The sequence below is a fragment of the Rahnella sp. 2050 genome (assembly GCF_040544515.1).
In the GTDB taxonomy this organism is placed as follows: Bacteria; Pseudomonadota; Gammaproteobacteria; order Enterobacterales; family Enterobacteriaceae; genus Rahnella; species Rahnella aceris.
This window is the reverse complement of record NZ_JBEPKE010000002.1, coordinates 665,944-688,659: the sequence shown is the minus strand read 5'-3', so window position 1 is coordinate 688,659 and position 22,716 is coordinate 665,944. Positions and strand designations below refer to the sequence as shown.

The following is a 22,716-nucleotide window of genomic DNA, read 5'->3' as shown; positions in this document are numbered from 1 at the left end:
CAGGCAGTGTAACCGAGTCCGCATCAGAAGGGTTTGACCTGCGTCATTTCGTACGAAACTGAGAACCGGCGCATGAAAATGCAGGCGAAAAAAAAGCACCCGAAGGTGCTTTTAAGCGGCTCTAAGAATGCGGGATTACTTCAGTAACGCCTGTGCCTGAGCAACAACGTTATCAACAGTGAAACCGAATTCTTTGAACAACAGTTCTGCTGGCGCAGATTCGCCGAAGCTGTGCATTCCGACGATAGCACCATTCAGGCCAACGTATTTGAACCAGTAATCAGCAATACCGGCTTCAACCGCAACGCGCGCAGAAACGGCTTTCGGCAGGACAGATTCACGGTAAGCCGCGTCCTGTTTGTCGAAGGCATCCGTGGACGGCATAGAAACCACGCGCACTTTAGTGCCCGCTGCAGCCAGTTTGTCTGCCGCTTCTACCGTGATACCGACTTCAGAGCCGGTCGCGATCAGGATCACTTCCGGCGTACCGTCGCAATCTTTCAGCACGTAACCCCCGCGCGCCACGTTGGCCAGCTGTTCAGCGGTACGTGGTTGCTGGGTCAGGTTTTGACGGGAGAAGATCAGGGTAACCGGACCGTCATTACGCTCGATGGCGTATTTCCATGCCACGGCAGATTCAACCTGATCCGCAGGACGCCAGGTGCTCATGTTTGGCGTAACGCGCAGGCTGGCGATTTGCTCAACCGGCTGGTGTGTCGGGCCATCTTCGCCCAGACCGATGGAGTCATGGGTGTACACGAACACGTTGCGGATCTTCATCAGTGCGGCCATACGCACGGCATTACGCGCATATTCCACGAACATCAGGAAAGTCGCAGAGTACGGCAGGAAACCGCCGTGCAGCGCGATACCGTTGGTGATCGCGGTCATACCGAATTCACGTACGCCATAATGGATGTAGTTACCTGCCTGATCGTCGCCGATAGACTTCGAACCAGACCACATGGTCAGGTTGCTTGGTGCCAGGTCAGCAGAGCCGCCCAGGAATTCAGGCAACACTTTACCGAACGCTTCCAGCGCATTCTGGGAGGCTTTACGGCTGGCGATGTTCGCAGGGTTCGCCTGCAATTGTTCGATGAATTTCTGTGCTTCGGTTTCCCAGTTTGCTGGCAGCTCGCCGTTCACACGACGTTTGAACTCTTTTGCCAGTTCAGGGTGCGCTTTAGCGTAAGCGTCAAACTTGTCGTTCCACGCCGCTTCTTTGGCTTTACCGGCTTCTTTCGCGTCCCACTGCGCATAGATATCTTGCGGGATTTCAAACGCCGCGTATTTCCAGCCCAGTGCTTCGCGGGTAGCGGCCACTTCGGCTGCGCCCAGTGCGGCACCGTGTACATCGTGAGTACCGGCCTTGTTCGGCGAACCGAAACCGATCACAGTTTTACACATCAGCAGGGAAGGTTTGTCGGTAACTTTGTGCGCTTCTTCAATAGCCGCTTTGATAGAGTCAGGATTGTGACCATCAACACCACGTACAACATGCCAGCCGTAAGCTTCGAAACGTGCCGCAGTGTCATCGGTGAACCAGCCTTCTACGTGGCCGTCGATGGAGATGCCGTTATCATCATAAAACGCGGTCAGTTTACCAAGTTTCATGGTACCGGCCAGAGAACACACTTCGTGAGAAATGCCTTCCATCATGCAGCCGTCGCCCAGGAATGCATAAGTCTGGTGATCGACAATGTCATGGCCTGGTTTGTTGAACTGTGCTGCCAGCGTACGTTCTGCGATAGCAAAACCGACGGCGTTCGCGATGCCCTGACCCAGCGGGCCAGTGGTGGTTTCAACGCCAGGCGTATAACCGTATTCCGGGTGGCCCGGGGTTTTCGAGTGCAACTGACGGAAGTTAGCCAGTTCGCTCATCGGCAGATCATAGCCAGTGAGGTGCAGCAGGCTATAAATCAGCATAGAGCCATGACCATTGGACAGCACGAAGCGGTCACGGTCAGCCCAGTGCGGGTTAGTCGGGTTGTGATTCAGGTAATCGCGCCACAGCACTTCGGCAATGTCTGCCATGCCCATAGGGGCGCCAGGGTGGCCGGAATTCGCTTTCTGCACGGCATCCATACTAAGTGCGCGAATAGCGTTCGCAAGCTCTTTACGAGAGGACATGTTCTACTCCAGGTCGGATTAAAAAAGCAGTCAAGAAAGTCATTTTCTCAGACTCGGCATTAAAACGGCAATCTCTAATCACTCTCGTGATTAAGTTCACAAAATCCGCTTTTAAATCAGGGCGTTTTTTCGGACTTACACTATAGATCGTGCACTGCGAAAAACCTACCTTAACGCTATCCTTACAACCAGAGCCTTTTTCAGGCTACATTTTCTGTTTTGTTAACTTTTTCTGGGAACACAAATTGATGAAATTTCACCCTCTTCTGTTAAGCCTTTTTACCGCGTCACTGGTCAGCGGTTGTGCGACCGTCAATACCGACACTTTAATGCAGTCCGGCGCGCAGGCTTATCAGGCGTATACCCTGAGCGATGCCGACGTCAAAACGCTGAGCGTGCAGTCTTGTGAAGAAATGGATAAAAAGGCGCAAATAGCACCCGACAGCAGCGAATACGCACAGCGCCTGAAAAAAATCTCCGCAGCACTGGGCGATAACATTAACGGCACGCCCGCCAACTATAAGGTTTACCTGACCAAAGACGTCAATGCCTGGGCAATGGCCAACGGCTGTATCCGCGTTTACAGCGGCCTGATGGACATAATGAACGACAATGAAGTGGAAGGCGTGCTCGGCCATGAAATGGGCCACGTCGCACTCGGCCACACCCGTAAAGCCATGCAGGTCGCCTACAGCGCCACGGCGGCACGTTCTGCGATTTCGTCACTCGGCGGCGTCAGCGCAACATTGTCACAATCGCAGCTGGCGGATCTGGGCGAGAAATACGTCAATGCGCAGTTCTCGCAGAAACAGGAATCCGAAGCGGATGATTACTCGTTTGATTTGCTGAAAAAACGCGGTATCGACCCGACAGGTCTGGCAACCAGTTTTGAGAAACTGGCAAAACTGGATCAGGGCAGCAGCATCGGCTGGTTTGATGATCACCCGTCTTCAGAAGCACGTGCTAAACATATTCGCGAGCGTATTGCTGCCGGGAAATAATAAAGAGATGCATAACAAGTCATCCTGCGGTTCGTCACTAAAAGCGTCGGGCCTCTGACTTTTAATTTCCGTGCTAATCATCCAGGCACCTTCGGGTGCCTTAATATTTTTCCTTTCTGCCTCCCCTCCTCTTCAGCATGTCATTACACCTGTATGTTATGTAAGCAAACAAAACCTGATTACCTTATCCACCTTCAATAGCACAATTTGTTTATCATTTTCACGGATTTTAAAACTAAATCCATCATATATTTTGATATATATTTCTATGCAGTTTTCCATTTCAATTAGAAAAATCGATCCTTAAGATCTCTTTATCTGATAATTAATAACCTCCCTAAAAATAAAATTCAATACTTAAAAAATAATTCTGGGGTTCATTACAGATCCCACAATGAAATATTTAGTTACATTCATATTGCAGTGTGTAAAACTTGATATAAACAACAACGTAATTATAATTCCTCCTTAGTAAGTCTTTGAAAAAAGCTTATTTAATTCACTACTACTTTTACTTTACTATTTTGTTATTTTCATAATGAAAAGGACATTTCATGAAAAAAATTAAGACGCTCTTCCCTTTATCCGTCTTTTGTCTGGCATTCGGCAGCTTATCTGCCCAGGCAGCGGATTTGGGATTAATTACCTTTGATGGTGCGGTCTCTGACACGACCTGTGAAATCACCACTAACAACGGTATTGCAGCGAATAATGTCACTATCTCAATGCCTGTGGTGACGAAAGCGGCAGTGGATGTCACCACTCGCGCTGCTGGCGGTGTCGGTGCCAAAGAGTTCGAGTTAATGCTGAATGATTGCGCCGAATCAGTGAAAAAAGCCTCCGTCAGCTTCTCTTCACAGCAATTTGCTGAATTGTCCAGCGGTACGCTGAAACCTGATGCTACCGTCTCTGGTAGTGCGCAAAACGTCAGTGTTGCGCTTTACAACAACACAGCAACCAACGTTAGCCAGGTTCTGATCGGCGACCCGACTGATGTGGCACAAAGCGTGGCTCTGGTCGAAGGTCGTGGTGTGTTTGCCTATAAGGCAGCCTATGTACCCAGTGCTGACTGGTCTGCAACAAATAGTGTTCAGTCGGGTAAAGTGAATACTAACGTCACCTTTACTATGAACTACGAATAATATTCAACTTTAATTAATGATTAAGCGTACCCAATGAACAAACAGGTGCGCTTTTATTATAAAATTTAATAGAGGGAAATATGAATTTTATACCGACACCAAAAATTGTTTCATTCTGCCTTGCCGTTCTGGGATTTATTGCTTGTGATGTCTGCGCAGATGTTGTCATTTCTGGTACCCGGATTATTTATCCGGCTCAGGCGAAAGAGATTACGGTGAAACTGGATAACCGCGGTGAAAAAGCCTTGCTGGTTCAATCCTGGCTGGATGATGGCCGCGAGGATGTGAATCCGCAGGAGATGAAAATTCCTTTCCTTGTGACCCCCCCTATTTCACGAATGAACGCCAAACAAGGCCAGACAGTGAAAATTGCCAGCCTTGGGGGCGAATTACCCAAAGATAAAGAAACTGTATTTTGGTTTAACGTTCTTGAAATTCCGCCTAAAGCCAAAAATAGTACCGATGAAAATTTGCTTCAGTTGGCTTTTCGTACCCGCATAAAGTTGTTTTATCGTCCTGAGGGGCTGAAGGGTTCAGCTTCTGAAGCAGCGACGGCATTGACATGGAAAATAGTGAAAAATGGTCAACAGGTTTTTGCAGAAGCGAAAAATGCCACCCCTTACTTTGTCACGGTGAATGAAGCTTTTCTGAATACGAATGGCCGCAAGTACGAACTGGAAACAAAAATGATCGCCCCCGATTCCACTCAGTTGATGAAAGTCGACGGGCTGACGACGACGGTAAACACAGGGAAGATAAATTATACCGCAATTAATGATTATGGCGGAAATATAAAATACGAAGCATCCCTTTAAATAAACCCTGACGCCATCTGATTCATAAAAAAAGCAATATTATGAAAAAAAATAAAATCACAACGGGATTATTACTGCTTCCATTGACTATAGGCGTCAGCGCTGTGTGGTCACCCAGGTCCGTGGCGGAAACTGCGGTTACCAATGATAAATCCGATGAGCAAGTTGGAAATGATGATGAAAATGTAGAGTTTGATAGTCAGTTTCTTTACAGCACAGCAAACAGTGAAAAAATAGACACCCGCCGTTTTAGCAAGGGCAATCCTGTTGTGCCAGGCGTTTACAGCGTCGGTATTTTTATTAACGGTTCATTAAAACTAAACTCTAAAGTCAATTTCGTTGATAACGGGACGAATATTGCCAGCCCGTGTCTCACGCAAAAATTGCTTGAGCAGTTAGATATCCTCATCGATATCGATAAAGAAGATACTGCAGATATTTCGCCGGAAGGCGGGGAAACAACGTGCATTAATCTGACCGAAAAACTCAGTCATTCAAAGGTCAAATTCAATTCATCGGAACAACGCCTGGATATTACTATTCCGCAGATTTATCTCGCAAAACGTCCTTCTGGTTATGTCAATCCGGCTCTGTGGGAAGAAGGCATTCCAGCGTTCATGCTGTCTTACGACATGAATGCCTACCGTTCAAGCGCTGACGGAGATTCTCGCGACAGCGCCTATGCAGGGCTGAATTATGGCGCGAACTTATCTGGCTGGCGTTTTCGTGCCAGAGGTTCAACCAACTGGGATCAGGAAAATGGCCTGTCCTATACCAGTCAGGATGCTTATGTTCAGCACGATATCACCGGATTAAAAGCCCAGTTCGTTTTGGGTGATACTTACACTCAGGGCGATGCCTTTGATTCCATCAATCTGAGAGGATTCAGGGTGTTCAGTGACAGCCGCATGCAACCGGGTTCATCTAACAACTATGCGCCAGTGATCCGCGGCACCGCAAACAGTAATGCGAAAGTGACTGTCCGCCAGAGCGGTACGGTGATTTATGAAACCACCGTACCGCCGGGACCTTTTGCTCTTGATGACATTAACCCAACGGGTTATGGCAACAGTATAGACGTGACAGTAGAAGAATCAGATGGCACCCGGCGTTCTTTCTCAGTGCCCTTCTCCTCGGTCACACAGATGTTACGCCCCGGTAATAGCCGCTGGGATGTAGGCTTCGGCAAACTCAATGAGAGTTCATCCAGCAACTCCCCCGAGGTGGCGGTGCTGACTGGCTATTATGGGATCAATAATACCTTCACCGGCTATGCCGGTGCTGAAGCGATGTCATCGGACTACCTTGCCCTGCTGACAGGGGTTGCGATGAATACCCCGGCGGGTGCATTTGCCTTCGACATTACCCACTCCCGTGCCGATATCGACGACGACCGGTCACTCGACGGTCAGAGCTATCGAATCTCTTACAATAAGCTGTTGACTGAAACCAATACGTCGCTGAATGTTGCGGCTTACCGATTTTCGACACAGGACTATCTGAGCTTACGCGATGCCGCTTCACTTCAGGATGAACTCAGCCGGGATCCAATGAATGAAGAGGAAACTTTTAAAAATTACGACAGAATGAAAAACCAGATACAAATTAATGTTAACCAGCCTCTGGAATATCGTGAACAAAGTTATGGTTCTCTTTATATGACGGGCAGTTGGGAAACTTACTGGAATCAAAATAAGAAAACGTCTCAGTTTTCTCTCGGATATAACAATAGCTATCGTTGGGCAAACTATAGTATTTCCCTTCAGCGTGAGTATAACGAGAATGGCGACCAGGATAATCGACTGTATGTTAATCTGAGTATTCCTCTGGAAAAAATTTTCACGCAGGGTAAACGTCCCGGTGGATTTACCAACCTAAATGCCGGCATAAGCACTGACTTTAAAGGCTCCTCGCAAATGGACATGAGTGCTGGCGGTTATAGCGAGGATAATCGCTACAACTACAGCGTTAATACGTCATCTTCACTCGCCGACTCAGAGAATTTAAATCAAATTGGCGGATACGGAAGCTATAACAGCGCTTACGGCCCCGTGAGTCTTTCCGCCTCTTTAACCGATGACGGAGGACGGCAGGCTTCCTTCGGCTCCAGCGGAGGTATGGTTATTCATGCTGACGGGATTACATTTGCTCCCGGAAACATCAATGACTCCGATACGCTGGCACTGGTCAGCGCCAAAGGGGCGAAGGGCACAAAAATGAGTACGGGTGAAGGTCGGATTGACAGTAACGGATATGCAATCACACCTTATCTTTCACCCTATCAGGAAAATACGGTGGGTCTGGACATCAGCACACTGGAGGCAGACGTTAATATTGTTAATACCAGCACGATTACCTACCCGCGCAGTGGTTCAGTGGTATTAGTTAATTTCGAAACCGATGAAGGCCGCTCAGTTATTATGGAGTTGCAACGTTCCGATAACGGATTCATTCCTTTAGGTGCTGATGTTTTTAATGATAAAAACATCCTCGTGGGAAATATGGGCCAGGGCGGAATGGCTTTCATTCGCGGTATCGATGATAAAGGGATACTGCATGTTGTCTGGGGAAGTCAGTCTGACCAATCCTGTCAGATTAATTATTCCATCCCGGAAACCCCGGAAAAAGTGAACATGACAATCATGTTAAAAAATATCCTTTGCACAATCACCCATTGATTTCCGGGTAAATAGAATAAACAGGAGAAAAAGAATGAGAAAGGGATACAGAATATCATTCTCGATATTTTCAGCTTTATTTATCAATATGAACATGACACCGACTTTCGCACAAAATGTTAACGTTACTTTTAGCGCTAATATTATTGAAACGACGTGTGAAATGAGACTGGAAGGCGGTTCAGGAAATGGCATTAACAATACCATTCCTGTTGGTTCGGGCGGAAAGGTGGGGTTAGATAAAATTATTGCCGGTGATAATGCTGCTACGGCAACCTTCAAAATAAAAATTGTGGAATGCCCGGCGGGAGTCACATCGATTAAAACCACCATAAGGGGCACGCAGTCAAATTATGCTGACACATTGATTACTAGTGGAATTACAGGTGAAGGGGCATCCTCCTTTTTGGGCGTTTCTATTGCACGTGCCTCGGCGTCAAACCAGCCTTTTGTGATTAATTCCACCAATGACAGCCAGCGGCTCAACTGGAGCAGCGCAGAAATCAATGCAAAAGAGGTCACCCTGATTTCACGCCTGCAAGAAACGCAAGCAAATAAAGGAACAACGGGGAATTTCAGCGCCGTTGCCACCTTTAACTTTAACTATGAATAAAATAGAAAAAACAGGTTATGAAAGATCTGCATGGAGAAAAATAACGTGAAACCCAAACAAATTTTACTGCTTTCAGCAGCATTCATCATGACGTGTTCAGCACATGCCGTTGAGCTCACGCCGACTGAAAATTTAACCGCTACTTTTACTTCTACTATTGAAGCAGGGACTTGTGCTGCCCAGATTCAAAACTCATCAGGGACACCGACATCCGCCATTAACTTTAATGATGTCTATAAATCAGAACTGAAACAGAAAAGTAAAATTCAGCCTTTTAAACTGGTTTTCAGCGATTGCTCCGGCGTTAAATCCGCCGAGATCACCGCCAACCCAACAGCAGGAGCCTGTTCCGGTACCGGAGCCAGTGGTGATTCATTTGCCAACAATGGCGGCACTGCAGCGGCGACTGCGGTTGAACTCTGGCGGAATGCACCTGACAGCGGCACTCAGTTCAGTTGTGTCGACAGAGCCACACCGCAAACGGTCACACTCACCACTGCGGGCACAACCCTGAATATGAATGCCCGAATGGTGATTGCAGCAGGCAGTACACTATCAAATGTTACCTCAGGGAACTTTATTGCACCGATCACGTTTGTGATTATCTATCAATAAATCGCCGAGCAAAGACTAATGGAAGGAATATGATAAATCACCCGGTGAATATGAATAATACATTATTACGTTTGTTAACGGTATTAGCCGTGGGGTTTCCTTTCGTCACCAGTGCGGAAAGTGATCTCAACCTGAATATACAAGCTAATATTCTCGAGACGACCTGCCAGTTAACCGTACAAAATGGCGGCGCCATTCATTTACCTACCGTTAGCGTCAATTATTTTGATGATCGCGGTTCCCCGCCTGCGCCAATATTACCCACCGATCAGCTGGGCGGTTATCCGTTCACTGTTAGCCTGAGCGAATGCACGGATGTGATAGAGAATGTTCATTTCAGTTTTGCCCCGCAATCAGGAAATTTCGCACCTGGCTCTAAACAGGTATTTATCAGCGAAACAGACGGTGCAGCAGATGGCGCCGATAACGTGGGCCTGGTGATATTTTCCCAGAAATACAACACCAATGTGCTGGAGGCAGACGGTTCTTCCGATGTGAATTTCCCGATAAACGCCGCAACACCCGTTGCTGAAATAACGGACTATCACTTCTATACACGTTATCAGAATACAGGCGCTGTCTCAGCAGGCCGGGTTACATCAAAAGTATTAGTGAGTGTTAGCTATGAATAATCATTTACCTTTTAATACAGTGTATATACGGTCGTCTCGTTTCATCCGTACATTCATTTTTACCGCTTTATTAGTACTAACGGGGGATTTAACCGTTAAACCGGCTGAGGCGGCAGTAGAATGTTATTTCAGGGATGCCCCCTACACCGCAACATTAAGCTTTTCCGGCTCTGTGGTTTCCCTGTTACCGCATGTGACCAGGACGCAAATGATTACGGACTTAAATCAAAAAGCAGCCACAACTAAGAATGCGCGTACCGATTGTAGCCCGGGTGATTCTGGTGAGATTTTATATGGGATCGCCGGCGCCATTCCTCAGGTTGACGATTACGCGGGTGCTTCCCCCAGTGCGGGGTTATATGCCACCAATATCCCGGGGATCCTCTATTCAGTTCAAATCAGAGGCACCGGGGCCAGTTACAGAATTCAAGCTTTTATGCCTTATTTTTACCTTGAAAATGAAACCACGGCACAGTATACCAACAATATGGAAAGCTCAATGGATGGGGGTCAGTGGTATGATTACTATATTGTGCTTTTTCAGACCCCCCAGTTCACCGGTATACCCGCAGGTGTAACCTCCATTCGACCGGCTTCGGCGGGTTATATTGGTGGATTCAGGGTGGGTAAGGAGGACATTAACAACCATCATATTAGTCTGAATATGAGTACTTTCTCCTTCCCCGTGCAAACGCCAACCTGTACTGCGCTGGTCAGCAGTGCGGGCGGCGGTACTATCCCGCTGGGGGATTACAGTGCAGCAAAAGTCAATTCAGGGGCTACCAGCGTGACGAAATTCAGCCTGAATGCTTCCGGCTGTACGAATGTGAACATGTTTAAAACCCGGATGACGACGAATATTGTCGCGCCGGGGAACAATATGTTGTTGGGTAATTCAGTGACATCAAATGCGGCAACGGGTGTGGGTGTGAAAATTACCACAGGTTCTGGCAGCCAGTTGAAACCTAACGACACCAATTCCGTTTACTCAGTGACTGATTTGAATATGCCTTCATCTAAACAATTACAGTTCAACGCGCAACTGGTCGGCGATTCCAGGAGTATTTCGGTAGGACGCTTCTCTGCCACTGGTACTTTTGTTGTCAATTATGAATAGTAAAAAAATGGCGAAGGAGGACCCCTTCGCCATATTATTGTGACGGTAATACGACGTATTATTTCAACGAATTACTCATCTTCTTCCAGATACGTATAACCGTATAATCCGGATTCAAACTCTTCAACAAACTGCGCCTGCAATTCCGCATCCAGATCAGTTTCTTTTACCTGATCGCGGAAACGGGCCAGCAACACATTCGGGTCCAGTTGCACGTATTCCAGCATGTCCGCCACGGTATCGCCTTCGTCGGACTGCTGCACTTCAATGCTGCCGTCAGGGAAGACAAAGACATCTACTGCTGCAGTATCGCCGAACAGGTTATGCATGTTGCCGAGAATTTCCTGATACGCACCGACCATAAAGAAGCCCAGCACCGGCGGATTCTCAGGGTCGTACGGCGGCATCGGCATGGTTGTGGCTACGCCGTCACCGTCGATGTAGTGATCAATAGTGCCGTCGGAATCACAGGTGATGTCCAGCAGCACAGCACGACCTACCGGTGGCTTATCCAGACCTTCCAGCGGCAGCACCGGGAACAACTGATCAATACCCCACGCATCCGGCATAGACTGGAACAGCGAGAAGTTGACGTACAGTTTGTCCGCCATACGTTCCTGCAATTCGTCAATGATCGGACGGTGTGCACGGTTGCTCGGATCCAGCTGATCCTGAATTTTGTTGCAGATATTCAGGTAGATATCTTCCGCCCAGGCGCGCTGCGTCAGATCCAGAATACCGTGTGCGTATTGCGAATGGACATCATGCAAATCCATCTGGCTGTCGTGCAGCCATTCACGCAATGAGCGACGGTTTTCCGGATCGTGCATTTCGTTCCAGGTATCCCACATGCTGCCCAGCGCGCGCGGTGCATCATCTTCAGGCGCAACCGGCTCTTTGAACTCGTTACGTTCAACACCAATCACATTGGAGACCAGCACGGTATGGTGCGCGGTCACGGCGCGGCCAGACTCGGTGATCACCGTCGGGTGTGGCAGGCCATGTTCGTTACAGGCATCGCCGATACCCCAGATGACGTTGTTAGCGTATTCATTCAGGCCATAGTTCACCGAGCAGTCAGACTGCGAACGGGTGCCTTCGTAATCCACGCCCAACCCCCCACCCACGTCGAAGCACTGAATGTTGACGCCCAGCTTGTGCAGTTCAACGTAGAAACGCGCAGACTCACGCACGCCGGTCGAGATATCACGGATATTCGCCAGCTGTGAACCCAGATGGAAATGCAGCAGTTGCAGGCTTTCCAGACGCCCTGCTTCACGCAGCATTTCGACCAGTTGCAGAACCTGAGAGGCCGCCAGACCGAATTTGGATTTCTCGCCGCCGCTGGACTGCCATTTACCGGAGCCCTGCGAGGAAAGACGTGCACGCACACCCAGACGTGGGATCACGTTCAGACGTTCGGCTTCTTCCAGCACCAGTTTAATCTCAGTCATCTTCTCGATAACCAGATATACCTTGTGACCGAGCTTCTCACCGATCAGCGCCAGACGAATATATTCGCGGTCTTTATAGCCGTTACACACGATCACGGAACGGGTCATCCCGGCGTGCGCCAGAACGGCCATCAGTTCAGCTTTCGAGCCGGCTTCCAGACCCAGCGGTTCACCGGATTCCACCAGCGATTCGATCACGCGGCGATGCTGGTTAACCTTAATCGGATAAACCAGGAAGTAGTCACCCTCATAACCGAACGATTCACGCGCACGTTTGAACGCAGCGTTAATCGAACGCAGACGGTGCTGCAAAATTTGTGGGAAACAGAACAGTGCCGGCAGACGCTGACCGTCCTGCTCACGCATGTCTTTCACCAGTTGTGCCAGATCAACACGGGCAGAAGGCTCGTCAGGATCCGGGCAGACACTGATGTGGCCCAGTTCGTTGACGTCAAAATAGTTGTTACCCCAATAGGCAACGTTGTAAGTGCGCAGCATCTTGCTGGCATCACGATCGTTCACGGCAACCTCCTGCATGGAGCGCAAAGAAACAGTATCGCCCGCGTGTGACGGACGGTGGGACTGGATGTCATCAGACATAGGTAAATCCTCTTTCTATACTGACAACATGGCCAGCCACTATCGCAGTAACAACAGGTGAGAACAACCCGCAAGGCTGGCTTTCAGACAGGATAAAACCCTGCGAGCCACAGCCACGGGACTGTTTTCTACTCATATCATTGTAAAACACGTTTTTAGACTCCGTGTAACGAGTCGGGAGAAATCAGGGGTGGATGCCCCGGGAGATTGCAGGCTACATCAGTTATATGTCGGGAATGCGATGTTCACGCAGATCTGAGCTTACTGAGTAGCGTACCGATGTCGGTGACTGACCTGTCTGTAATCAGGCTGTCTGAAACATCGCAGAGATGACAGACGCTTTTCTGAATGAAGGTCTGAAAGAAGTGCTGCAGAACGCAATAAAGGCTGCAGGGGATGCTGTTGAAATGTTACAAACGGTAAAAAGTGGGTCATTAAACTAACCACCTCCACACGTGCCACGCATCACCCGCGGGCATTCGAGCTGAGAAAACAGTAATTACTGGAATACGCTGCTTCTGCAGGGCCTGCAGAAATGTGCATAGCGCGCGCCGTTTATACCGATAACACGCTGTAAATGCAAAATGAAAATGCAGTACAAATAGTTTCAGACCGTGAATATCACTGCAAACCCGCACAATAACACCCACTCCGTCACAAAAATGACTGGCATTCAGAACGCCTGCTATCCTAAAATAGCCATCCAGATGTTAATCCGTCCACACGCTTGGGTGGTTTAACGCGCAAACTGCTTCAAGGCTTTGCCTAATGGGGACATGCAGGACGCATTGCGACAATGGCGAGCTCTGCTCCTCATCTGCCAGTCTCCCCAGTGCTATGCAGTGATATCTAACCCGTCGTATGTAAGGTAAAGAACATAATGGCTAAACATCTCTTCACGTCCGAATCCGTTTCGGAAGGACATCCAGATAAAATCGCTGACCAGATTTCCGACGCGGTACTGGACGCAATTTTAGAGCAAGACCCAAAAGCACGTGTTGCATGTGAAACTTATGTCAAAACCGGCATGGTCCTGGTTGGCGGTGAAATCACCACCAGCGCATGGGTCGACGTTGAAGAAATCACACGCCAGACTGTTCGTGAAATTGGTTATATCCATTCCGACATGGGTTTCGACGCCAATTCCTGCGCAGTGCTGAGCGCTATTGGTAAGCAATCTCCGGATATCAATCAGGGCGTTGACCGTACTGATCCGCTGGAACAAGGTGCGGGCGACCAGGGTCTGATGTTTGGTTATGCGACCAACGAAACCAGCGTACTGATGCCAGCACCTATTACTTATGCCCACCGTCTGGTGCAGCGTCAGGCTGAAGTGCGCAAATCAGGCACCCTGTCATGGCTGCGTCCGGATGCGAAAAGCCAGGTCACTTTCCAGTATGACGAAGGCAAAATCGTCGGTATCGATGCAGTGGTATTGTCTACTCAGCACTCTGAAGACATCTCGCTGAAAGATTTGCAGGAAGCGGTGATGGAAGAAATCATCAAACCTGTCCTGCCAGCAGAATGGCTGAACGCCGGTACCAAATACCACATTAACCCGACTGGCCGTTTCGTTATCGGTGGCCCGATGGGTGACTGCGGTCTGACCGGTCGTAAAATCATCGTGGATACCTACGGCGGCATGGCCCGTCACGGTGGCGGTGCGTTCTCTGGTAAAGATCCGTCGAAAGTTGACCGCTCAGCGGCCTACGCGGCACGTTATGTGGCGAAAAACATCGTGGCTGCCGGTCTGGCAGATCGTTGCGAAATCCAGGTGTCTTACGCTATCGGCGTGGCAGAACCGACTTCCATCATGGTGGAAACCTTCGGTACCGGTAAAGTCTCCAACGAACAACTGACCCTGCTGGTGCGCGAGTTCTTCGACCTGCGTCCGTACGGTTTGATCCAGATGATGGATCTGTTGCACCCTATCTATAAAGAAACCGCCGCATACGGTCACTTTGGTCGTGAACATTTCCCTTGGGAAAAAACCGACAAAGCCGCTCAGTTGCGTGAAGCCGCAGGTTTATAAGAAACCCACGCGTCATAAAATCTCTCAAACCCCGCCCCAGGCGGGGTTTTTTATTGCCCCTTATTCCCCTTTCGTTTCTTATTCCTTTCTTTTTCGCCATTTAAATACCCAAACAGCTTACAACAACCGTTAACCGAAGATGTTATATCTAAATGATTTTAATGGATAATTTCAAAATCACGTTTATATTCATTTAACTTAATACATCATGTAGATGTGCGCCAGTTTGAAATTAGCCGTCTTCATTTAGTTAACATTCACGATTATAAAAACAAAATAACGAATAAAATCCCTTCATAATCATGAAAGTGAAAATCATGCCAAATGTTATATTTATGTTGAATATCATTTATAGCCAAATAAATAACAAAAATAGCTAATTTGCATGCCATTGACCTGAACATTCATTGAATCTATTATTCACCCCATCGAAAGCAACCAAACAAATATCAAGTAAAAGGAATTAACGAAATCTTCTTCAGGATAGCGACTTATTAAACATTGAGAAAATGACAATGCCATTAACAAAATTGAAATCATGGGTAATGATTTTAGCGGCTTCCCCATTACTTTTATCAGCATCATCATTTGCAGGAATAAGCGTCTACCCTATTTCGGTTCCTATGCAGAAAAGCGGTGGTGCACAAATTAGCGTAACAACAAACTCCGCCACCACGGAATATGTAAAAACGACGGTAAAGAAAATAAATAACCCGGCAACGCCGCAGGAAAATGAAACAACAATAACTCAGTCATCTGGTAACGGTATTGTTGTGACACCGGAGAAATTCGGACTGGCACCCGGCACCACCCGAATTATACGTCTGATTAATATTCAGCAACCGCAAACAGAAGAAGCCTATCGCGTTTACTTTGAAGGTGTTCCGGGGCTGAATAATAACGGTGGGAAAAGTGACCAGAAGAATCAGACCAAACTCGGCATCAGCATGATCTGGGGCGTACTGGTTACCGTCCCGCCTGCCGCACCGCGACTAGACTTCACGCTGGATCCGGCGACTCGCGTGGTGAGCAACACCGGCAATATTCATCTTAAAATTAACAGTATCGGTTTATGTCCTCAGCAACTCACTGATGACGGATGTAAATGGAGTAAACCGGTAAAAAATAGCATTTACCCTAATCAGCGCGCAACGTTATCTCCGGAATTATTTAAAGGAAATAATTACCGTGTGGTGAAAGTGAAATACTTCAACTGGACAGATAAAACCGTTGGCGTAAAAGAATTCAGCGCAAAATAGATCTCATTATTTTACGTAAAGAATAACTCTTGTTATAAACCCCGCATAGCAATATGCATCTTCTTAATTAGGAATTAAAAATGAAATCAATTATCAAACCACTGCTGGTCACTGCAATCATGGGCTTCGCTATTAACGCTTCTGCTGTACAGAAAGATATTACTGTGACTGCAAACGTTGACGCCACTCTGGATATGACCACTGACACTGGCGAAGTATTACCTTCTACGATGGAAATGACTTATATGCCTGGCGTAGGTCTGGAACCTGTTACACAGATGACCAAGATCTATTCTAACGATGCTGAAAAAGATGTGAACATCAACCTGGCAGGTACCCCGCAATTAATGGATACCGTGGGTACCAACCCAAATATCCCACTGACTGTTAAATACGGCGAACTGACCCTGACTCAGGCTCAGCAGACCATGGCTGCAACTACCCTGTTCCCGAACGGCGATACCACTAACGGTTCCATCATTCAGCCTCTGAAAGTCAGCCAGACCACTCAGGCACCTGTTGCTTCCGGTAACTACAGCGGCGTTGTCAGCGTGGTACTGACTCAGGCAACTGAAACGCCATAAGCGTTCATTCCACCTGAATCACTCCTCATCGGCCTGTTAATCAGGCCGATTCTTTTCACCTCTCAGATTTTTGAATAAAGGAAAAATAATGAAACCTAACTTGAAAGTGTCACTTTGCTTTCTGGCAATTCATTTTGCTTTATTCAGCAATCTTGCTTTAGCTGGCTCTGACGTTCCTCCGGGTTTCGAAGAGCTGGTCTCAGGTCAGAACGTCTGGCTGAACGTCAATCTGCTCGGCCAGTCTGCCGGCTTATTTGAAGCCAACGTCACACTGGAAACCATACAGTTTAAAGACCCGCAGGCGGTACTTACCGCACTGAATCTGCCGCTGAAAACTGGCACGCCGGATTACCAGAAAATGCTGGCGACCTTGTCTGCGCCGCTTCCCCGCCATGGCAACCTGGCCTGCAGCAGCAATGCCGACGCCAGGGGCTGTGGTTATCTGGAAACCGACTCGCTGGCGCTGATTTACGATGAAAACAACAGCGCCGCCGACGTCTTTGTCAGCAAAGCACTGGTGCCTGATGCTGATAAAAAAGCCCTTTATTACACCCCGACCGCGCAGACTGAAAATGCCTTAATTCATCAGCAAACCCTGAACGTGGCAGCGCAGGATCAATACCAGAGTCTGTCACTACAAGGCGCCGGCGCACTGGGCGTGCTGACCAGCGGCTATGTGGGTTTCGACTGGTCGCTTGATTCTTACAAAAGTGACGACAGTGACAGCCAGACAGTATCTGTCGATGATCTCTATTTCCGCCAGAGCTTAGGCAAGCGCCACTACGTGCAGGCCGGACGCATGGACTCACGCGACCTTTCCAGCAATCTGGGCGGTAATATCAGTTTCTCGCTGTTACCGCTGAATGCGATCGATGGCGTCCGTGCCGGGAGTTCCCTGAGCTACCTGAATCTTGATGAAGCCAGCAAAGGTTCACCGCTGGTGGTACTGCTTTCCAGCAAATCCCGCGTCGATGCTTATCGCGGCAATCAGTTGCTCGGCACGTTTTATCTCAATAACGGTTCAAATACGCTGGATACCGGCAACTTCCCGAGCGGCAGTTATGCCGTCACCCTGCGAATTTATGAGAATAACCAGCTCGTGCGCACCGAAACCCAGCCGTTTACCAAAACGGGCGGGATCAGTGACGGGCATATGCAATGGTTTGTACAGGCCGGTGAAACGGCAGATAACAAAGTCGTCAGCTCAACAGATGACGAAGAAAATGACAGCACATCACGCAAACCAGTGATGCAAGCCGGTGCGCGTCTGCCGGTGTTTGCCGAGCTGACAGCGACGGCAGGTATTGCCAATACCGATAATGAAAATTATGGCGAAGCGGGCCTGCAATGGACACACGGTTTTAACGGCAAAGTGATCGACGGCGTGCTGGATATGCAGACCAGCGTGTTTAGCGGCACCGACGGTTCCAAAGGTAACGTTGAGCAAATCAGCTACAACGACGGTTTTTCCATGAGCGTCTATCGCAATGCCGCATACGGTAAAAGCTGCACCAGTGCCGATGTCGGGGAAAATGATTATGCGGATATTGGCTGCTACGAATCAATTAACGCCACACTTTCCGTGCCGGTTAAGGGCTGGTCTGCCTCTCTGGGCTACACTTACAATAAAAATACCAGTCTCTCACCGGACTCTGCGACGTACGATCCTTCAAAACCTTTTGAAGACAACATGATCAACAATACCGAATCGCAGAGTACATCCAAAACCTTGCAACTGAGCCTGAATAAAAGCTTCAACTGGAAACAGATGACGATCACCACGCGTTTTGGTGGCTACCGTCGTCAGAGCAGCAGTGACAGCGATAGTGACAAAGGTGTCTACGTCGGCTTCTCCCTGTCACGTAATACGCCAAAAGATGCGCTGCTTCGCAGCAGCAACACTTCATTCAGCACCGATTATCAGGGCAGCCAGAACGGCGATGCGCAGATGACGTATAACGCCAGTCAGAACTGGGACTGGGGCAGCAATAACGACCGCGAACTGGGTATTGACGTGGGCGGCACAGATACCGATAACGCTAACGCCTCGGTTCATGGCCGTCTCAATGGCCAGTATGGCGAAGGCGAACTGACCGTTTCCGACAGCTATGACAATGAGCAAAAAACCCATCAGGGCGCAGTGACCGGCAGCTACAGTTCTTCCGTTGCGGTATCTAAATCCGGCTTCTTCTGGGGGCCAGGCGGTACAGGCTCACCGGGTGCTGCGGTAGCTGTGAAGGTGAAAGGCAGTAATGAAGAAGAGGCGGATGCCGCAGATGACGCACTGATCGACGTTTCAGTTCAGGGCGGCGGCGCGGCCCACATGAAACAGAACAGCAAAGCGTTATTCCCGGTGACCGGTTTTGAAGAAGGCAAGGTGTCCGTTGATGAAAGCCGTGATGTCAGTTCAGGTAGCCAGGCCAGCATTACACAGGGCGCAGGCAGCCAGAAATTGTTCCTCCTGCCGGGGAAAATGAAAGTACGCGAAGTGACGATGGAATCGCATTATACCTATGTCGGACAACTGGTTACCGCCACGGGTGCCCCCCTCAATGGCGGCAACATGCTCAATGCCAATGCTTTCAGCAGTTCGGAAGATGGCGGCTTTACCGCAGAAATGACGTCATTAGCAAAAACGCTATATGTCAAAAACGGTGAGCAGAATTACCAGTGCGCAGTCACCGTGCAATCAAGCCGCGATGTCGTGCGTTATGTCGGTAAAACATTGTGTAAACCGGTTCAGCCTGCGGATTTACCTGCTGCGATTCGAGAAAAAAAATGAAACATAAACAACTTCTGACTGCTTTATTTATTTCACTGAGCACCCTGTTAGCCACGTTGTCCGATGCGCAGGCTGACACGGTTGCTCCGTTGGATCACAGCATCAATACAGAACTGAACATCGCGAAGGGTACCGCATCAACGGTAAATATCTGGACACAAGAAAGCGGCGGATACGACTCGACTAATTCCGGTCGCTGGGGCCTTAACTACTGGGCCTGCACGTCAAGCACCAGCGATGAAAATGGTAAATGCCCAACGGGTAAAGGCGGATATGCCGCCTATCTGCCGGTTTATCTTAAATTTACGGAAAAGCGCAGTGGCGCAACGCAGACTCTCGAATTGCAGGGAACACGCGAAGCCTACTGGTATAACGGAAATTGCGCGATGTATGGCGATCCTAAGCCCATGAATCAAAGCGCACAAAACTCCTGCAGCGGTGATTCAACAGATGGTGTTAACTTAACCCTGAAAATCCCTGCCGCCGAACTCAATAAGTTACCGGTTGGCGGCATCTGGACTGCTCAGCTAAAAATTCTTCTCCATAACAGCAGCGAAACCGAGGTTTATCACTAGGATTCCAACATCACAGTCAATCTCACCGACAACAATAACCAGCAAATCTATTTACCCGAATTTGGCGAAGCCGCACCGCGCGTTGACCTTAACCTGCGCCCGCTGCCCGGCACTAAAGGTAATCAAACGCAAATGAACGGCTCGGCTACTATAGATATGTGTTTGTACGATGGGTATGGCTCGAACAGTACCAGTTTCACCCTGAAATTTGACGATCAGCAGCAGGGGACAACCGAGCGCAATAACGGATACTTCTCTATTTATTCTGATCACGGCGACACTAATTTGGATTCAGGACGCATTGATTATTATGTGCGAATGCAGGCACCCGACGGCAAATACGTCAGCGTAATACGCGGTGATGATCTGGTGATTTCTAATATTCAGACCGCTCATATCCGGCCTGTACATCTGCCAGGGATCCCACAGGCAGTATTGTGTGTTCCTGCGCCACTGGAACTCAGCACCAAGACAATGGATATCAACAGTAAACAAGCTGGGAATTATACCGGACATCTGATTGTGAATTTTACACCGCAGCTTTAAGGAAAGTGGATATGTCCGTTAAAAGAGCATGTTTTTTTGCACTGTTTGCCACTCTGGCACCTGTGCTGACAATACTGCCAGCACTTGCAGAAAGCGTGCCTCCTGCCGGACGAGATACGCCTGTAAGCGCAACTTTTGACAGAGGAACACCGCCCAGTACACTCGGCATCTGGACGCATGAAAGTGGAGGTTATGACACCGAAGACCCGAGGTTATGGGGGAGAAATAACTGGCGGTGTTTATCAAATACGTCTCCGGAGACCGGGCAATGTAAAAGTGGCGAAGCCAAAAATGCGAATGGAGACTGGGGAGCAACAGGGGATACGCTTATTCCTACTCTCTTTACTGAGAAGAAGAGCGGCCTGCAAGCCGTTATTAATCTCAAAGGCTACCATTCGAGTTCGGCAGATGGCACGCATTTTTTAGTCACTGCGGGGGCTGACAACGGTGCCAAAGAAACCTTTCTCTATATGTTTATCAACGGGGATGAATTGAAAAAACTTCCGGTTGGCGGAGTCTGGGAAGGTACACTGGCGCTGGATCTGTGGCAGTGGTCCCCGGGTAAAAATCTGGCCAGATGGACAGCGCACATCACCCTCAACGTCACTGACAATAACAACCAGCAAATCTACTTACCCGAATTTGGCGAAGCCGCACCGCGCGTTGACCTTAACCTGCGCCCGTTGCCCGGCACTAAAGGTAATCAAACGCAAATGAACGGCTCGGCTACTATAGATATGTGTTTGTACGATGGGTATGGCTCGAACAGTACCAGTTTCACCCTGAAATTTGACGATCAGCAGCAGGGGACAACCCAGCGCAATAACGGATACTTCTCTATTTATTCTGATCACGGCGACACTAATTTGGATTCAGGACGCATTGATTATTATGTGCGAATGCAGGCACCCGACGGTAAATACGTCAGCGTAATACGCGGTGATGATCTGGTAATTTCTGATATTCAGACCGCTCATACCCGGCCAGTGCATCTGCCCGGGATCCCACAGGCAGTATTGTGTGTTCCTGCACCTCTGGAACTTAGCACCAAGACAATGGATATCAACAGTAAACAAGCCGGGCATTATACCGGACATCTGATTGTGAATTTTACACCGCAGCTTTAGGAGATTCTCCTGGCAACGGATTGCACTTCATCACCGCATTCACGTAAGGATTTTTATGCGCAGATCACAAATACAAAGGCGGCTCTCAGACCTGAAACTGCTCCCGGTACTGATGCTGGCGATGCCTGCCCTGTGCTTAGCCAACATCACCGTTTCACCGATGAAAGTAACGCTTAACGAACAACATGCTGCTGCACTGGTCATCAGTTCTAAAAGCGAAACTACCCAGTATATTCAGGGAAAAATCACCGAGGTTCATAACCCCGGCACACCACAGGAAAGTGAAACGCCTGCACCACAGGGCGCACAAAACAGTCTGGTGGTCTCGCCGCTAAAATTTGGTTTGCCCGCCGGTAACAGCCAGCCGGTGAGGATCGTCGGCCTCGGTGAAAGCAACGAAGAAAAAATCTACCGCGTGCATTTTCAGTCAATGACTCCGGAAGAATTCAAAAACCCTGCCAGCAACAAAAATTTCACCAGCGAACTGAACCTGACCATTGTCTGGGGGGTCGTCGTCATGGTGCCGCCAGCAAAACCGGTCGCCAGACTGGGTTGGGATCCATCCACTCAGCAAATTACCAATACCGGCAATATCCATCTGCTGGTACAGCGTATTGGCCTGTGTGACAGCGATAAAAAGGAAGCCCGGTGCCAGTGGAAAGAGCTGAAGAAAAACGTCTATCCGGGCAAGCCATACACCCCATCGTTACCATTTTCGGCTTCAGCATCGTCTGAAAAAGTCCGAATTGAGTATTTCAACGATTACACTCAAAAGCAGGAAGCGGGAAGTTTTATGGCCAGATGATGGCTAAAATGAAAACGGTTACAGAAAATAATTTGTTATAAATTAATAAGTTATTTGTATATGTAAAAGTTTGAAACACTGTATTGATTGATATAAATCAATTTATGGGCTATTACTCTCAGGCACATCTCCTTCCTGTTACGCTATCCGTTTGAAACCCTTCAGAAACAAGATACCCAGCCACACCTATTAGTGTAAACGATTACAAC

General features: G+C 48.6%; 18 protein-coding genes. 16 read left to right on the top strand and 2 right to left on the bottom strand.

Annotated elements, in window-relative coordinates; all coding sequences use genetic code 11:
* Positions 1–135 precede the first annotated feature (135 nt).
* The gene (gene tkt, locus ABIC79_RS10370; protein WP_013576805.1) at positions 136–2,130 is read right to left on the bottom strand and encodes a transketolase; all 1,995 of its coding nucleotides are present in this window, start codon (positions 2,128–2,130) and stop codon (positions 136–138) included.
* 248 nt (positions 2,131–2,378) lie between these two features.
* Between tkt and loiP the strand changes: the two genes are divergently transcribed.
* The 8 genes from loiP (at position 2,379) to ABIC79_RS10330 (ending at position 10,743) form a co-directional block, all read left to right on the top strand.
* Complete coding sequence (gene loiP, locus ABIC79_RS10365; RefSeq protein ID WP_013576806.1) at positions 2,379–3,131, top strand: metalloprotease LoiP; 753 nt, start codon at positions 2,379–2,381, stop codon at positions 3,129–3,131.
* Between the two features lie 554 nt (positions 3,132–3,685).
* Positions 3,686–4,273 (top strand): fimbrial protein, encoded by a 588-nt coding sequence (locus ABIC79_RS10360; protein ID WP_013576807.1) that lies wholly within the window; start codon positions 3,686–3,688, stop codon positions 4,271–4,273.
* A gap of 80 nt (positions 4,274–4,353) precedes the next feature.
* Positions 4,354–5,088: a fimbrial chaperone gene (locus ABIC79_RS10355; protein WP_013576808.1), complete on the top strand. Its 735-nt coding sequence runs from the start codon at positions 4,354–4,356 to the stop codon at positions 5,086–5,088.
* Between the two features lie 41 nt (positions 5,089–5,129).
* Complete coding sequence (locus ABIC79_RS10350) at positions 5,130–7,766, top strand: outer membrane usher protein (protein ID WP_354567040.1); 2,637 nt, start codon at positions 5,130–5,132, stop codon at positions 7,764–7,766.
* A gap of 34 nt (positions 7,767–7,800) precedes the next feature.
* Positions 7,801–8,379: a fimbrial protein gene (locus ABIC79_RS10345; RefSeq protein ID WP_013576810.1), complete on the top strand. Its 579-nt coding sequence runs from the start codon at positions 7,801–7,803 to the stop codon at positions 8,377–8,379.
* Positions 8,380–8,409: 30 nt separating this feature from the next.
* Complete coding sequence (locus ABIC79_RS10340) at positions 8,410–8,994, top strand: fimbrial protein (protein WP_112150881.1); 585 nt, start codon at positions 8,410–8,412, stop codon at positions 8,992–8,994.
* Between the two features lie 29 nt (positions 8,995–9,023).
* On the top strand, positions 9,024–9,626 hold the full coding sequence (locus tag ABIC79_RS10335; protein WP_013576812.1) for a fimbrial-like protein: 603 nt from the start codon (positions 9,024–9,026) through the stop codon (positions 9,624–9,626).
* Positions 9,619–10,743 carry a fimbrial protein gene (locus ABIC79_RS10330; RefSeq protein WP_013576813.1) on the top strand — a complete coding sequence of 375 codons (1,125 nt, stop codon included), beginning with the start codon at positions 9,619–9,621 and terminating at the stop codon, positions 10,741–10,743. The genes ABIC79_RS10335 and ABIC79_RS10330 overlap by 8 nt, the downstream gene beginning before the upstream one ends.
* A 71-nt stretch (positions 10,744–10,814) precedes the next feature.
* Here ABIC79_RS10330 and speA read toward each other — a convergent pair whose 3' ends face one another.
* Complete coding sequence (gene speA, locus ABIC79_RS10325) at positions 10,815–12,797, bottom strand: biosynthetic arginine decarboxylase (RefSeq protein WP_013576814.1); 1,983 nt, start codon at positions 12,795–12,797, stop codon at positions 10,815–10,817.
* 880 nt (positions 12,798–13,677) lie between these two features.
* Between speA and metK the strand changes: the two genes are divergently transcribed.
* The 8 genes from metK to ABIC79_RS10290 all read left to right on the top strand — a co-directional run bounded on the left by metK (position 13,678) and on the right by ABIC79_RS10290 (position 22,507).
* Positions 13,678–14,829 (top strand): methionine adenosyltransferase, encoded by a 1,152-nt coding sequence (gene metK, locus ABIC79_RS10320; RefSeq protein ID WP_112150883.1) that lies wholly within the window; start codon positions 13,678–13,680, stop codon positions 14,827–14,829.
* 623 nt (positions 14,830–15,452) lie between these two features.
* Positions 15,453–16,088 (top strand): fimbria/pilus periplasmic chaperone, encoded by a 636-nt coding sequence (locus ABIC79_RS10315; protein WP_223509085.1) that lies wholly within the window; start codon positions 15,453–15,455, stop codon positions 16,086–16,088.
* 80 nt (positions 16,089–16,168) lie between these two features.
* The gene (locus tag ABIC79_RS10310) at positions 16,169–16,672 is read left to right on the top strand and encodes a fimbrial protein (RefSeq protein WP_013576817.1); all 504 of its coding nucleotides are present in this window, start codon (positions 16,169–16,171) and stop codon (positions 16,670–16,672) included.
* A gap of 88 nt (positions 16,673–16,760) precedes the next feature.
* Positions 16,761–19,454 carry a TcfC E-set like domain-containing protein gene (locus ABIC79_RS10305; protein WP_013576818.1) on the top strand — a complete coding sequence of 898 codons (2,694 nt, stop codon included), beginning with the start codon at positions 16,761–16,763 and terminating at the stop codon, positions 19,452–19,454.
* A complete protein-coding gene (locus ABIC79_RS25625) occupies positions 19,451–20,029 on the top strand; it encodes a hypothetical protein (RefSeq protein WP_502947768.1) in 579 nt (192 codons plus the stop codon). Before ABIC79_RS10305 ends, ABIC79_RS25625 begins: the two co-directional genes overlap by 4 nt.
* Positions 20,030–20,038: 9 nt before the next feature.
* Positions 20,039–20,575: a CblD like pilus biogenesis initiator family protein gene (locus tag ABIC79_RS25620; RefSeq protein WP_502947772.1), complete on the top strand. Its 537-nt coding sequence runs from the start codon at positions 20,039–20,041 to the stop codon at positions 20,573–20,575.
* An 11-nt stretch (positions 20,576–20,586) separates the two neighbouring features.
* Complete coding sequence (locus tag ABIC79_RS10295) at positions 20,587–21,702, top strand: CblD like pilus biogenesis initiator family protein (protein ID WP_112197168.1); 1,116 nt, start codon at positions 20,587–20,589, stop codon at positions 21,700–21,702.
* A gap of 55 nt (positions 21,703–21,757) precedes the next feature.
* Complete coding sequence (locus ABIC79_RS10290; protein WP_354567035.1) at positions 21,758–22,507, top strand: fimbrial protein; 750 nt, start codon at positions 21,758–21,760, stop codon at positions 22,505–22,507.
* Positions 22,508–22,716: the final 209 nt, after the last annotated feature.

Coding starts and splice junctions, on each gene's coding strand:
- ABIC79_RS25625 (WP_502947768.1), top strand. CDS start 19,451: ATGAAACATAAACAACTTCTGACTGCTTTATTTATTTCACTGAGCACC.
- ABIC79_RS10310 (WP_013576817.1), top strand. CDS start 16,169: ATGAAATCAATTATCAAACCACTGCTGGTCACTGCAATCATGGGCTTC.
- metK (WP_112150883.1), top strand. CDS start 13,678: ATGGCTAAACATCTCTTCACGTCCGAATCCGTTTCGGAAGGACATCCA.
- ABIC79_RS10305 (WP_013576818.1), top strand. CDS start 16,761: ATGAAACCTAACTTGAAAGTGTCACTTTGCTTTCTGGCAATTCATTTT.
- tkt (WP_013576805.1), bottom strand. CDS start 2,130: ATGTCCTCTCGTAAAGAGCTTGCGAACGCTATTCGCGCACTTAGTATG.
- ABIC79_RS10345 (WP_013576810.1), top strand. CDS start 7,801: ATGAGAAAGGGATACAGAATATCATTCTCGATATTTTCAGCTTTATTT.
- ABIC79_RS10315 (WP_223509085.1), top strand. CDS start 15,453: ATGCAGAAAAGCGGTGGTGCACAAATTAGCGTAACAACAAACTCCGCC.
- ABIC79_RS10290 (WP_354567035.1), top strand. CDS start 21,758: ATGCGCAGATCACAAATACAAAGGCGGCTCTCAGACCTGAAACTGCTC.
- ABIC79_RS10360 (WP_013576807.1), top strand. CDS start 3,686: ATGAAAAAAATTAAGACGCTCTTCCCTTTATCCGTCTTTTGTCTGGCA.
- ABIC79_RS10335 (WP_013576812.1), top strand. CDS start 9,024: ATGATAAATCACCCGGTGAATATGAATAATACATTATTACGTTTGTTA.
- ABIC79_RS10350 (WP_354567040.1), top strand. CDS start 5,130: ATGAAAAAAAATAAAATCACAACGGGATTATTACTGCTTCCATTGACT.
- ABIC79_RS10295 (WP_112197168.1), top strand. CDS start 20,587: ATGTCCGTTAAAAGAGCATGTTTTTTTGCACTGTTTGCCACTCTGGCA.
- speA (WP_013576814.1), bottom strand. CDS start 12,797: ATGTCTGATGACATCCAGTCCCACCGTCCGTCACACGCGGGCGATACT.
- ABIC79_RS10355 (WP_013576808.1), top strand. CDS start 4,354: ATGAATTTTATACCGACACCAAAAATTGTTTCATTCTGCCTTGCCGTT.
- ABIC79_RS10330 (WP_013576813.1), top strand. CDS start 9,619: ATGAATAATCATTTACCTTTTAATACAGTGTATATACGGTCGTCTCGT.
- loiP (WP_013576806.1), top strand. CDS start 2,379: ATGAAATTTCACCCTCTTCTGTTAAGCCTTTTTACCGCGTCACTGGTC.
- ABIC79_RS10340 (WP_112150881.1), top strand. CDS start 8,410: ATGGAGAAAAATAACGTGAAACCCAAACAAATTTTACTGCTTTCAGCA.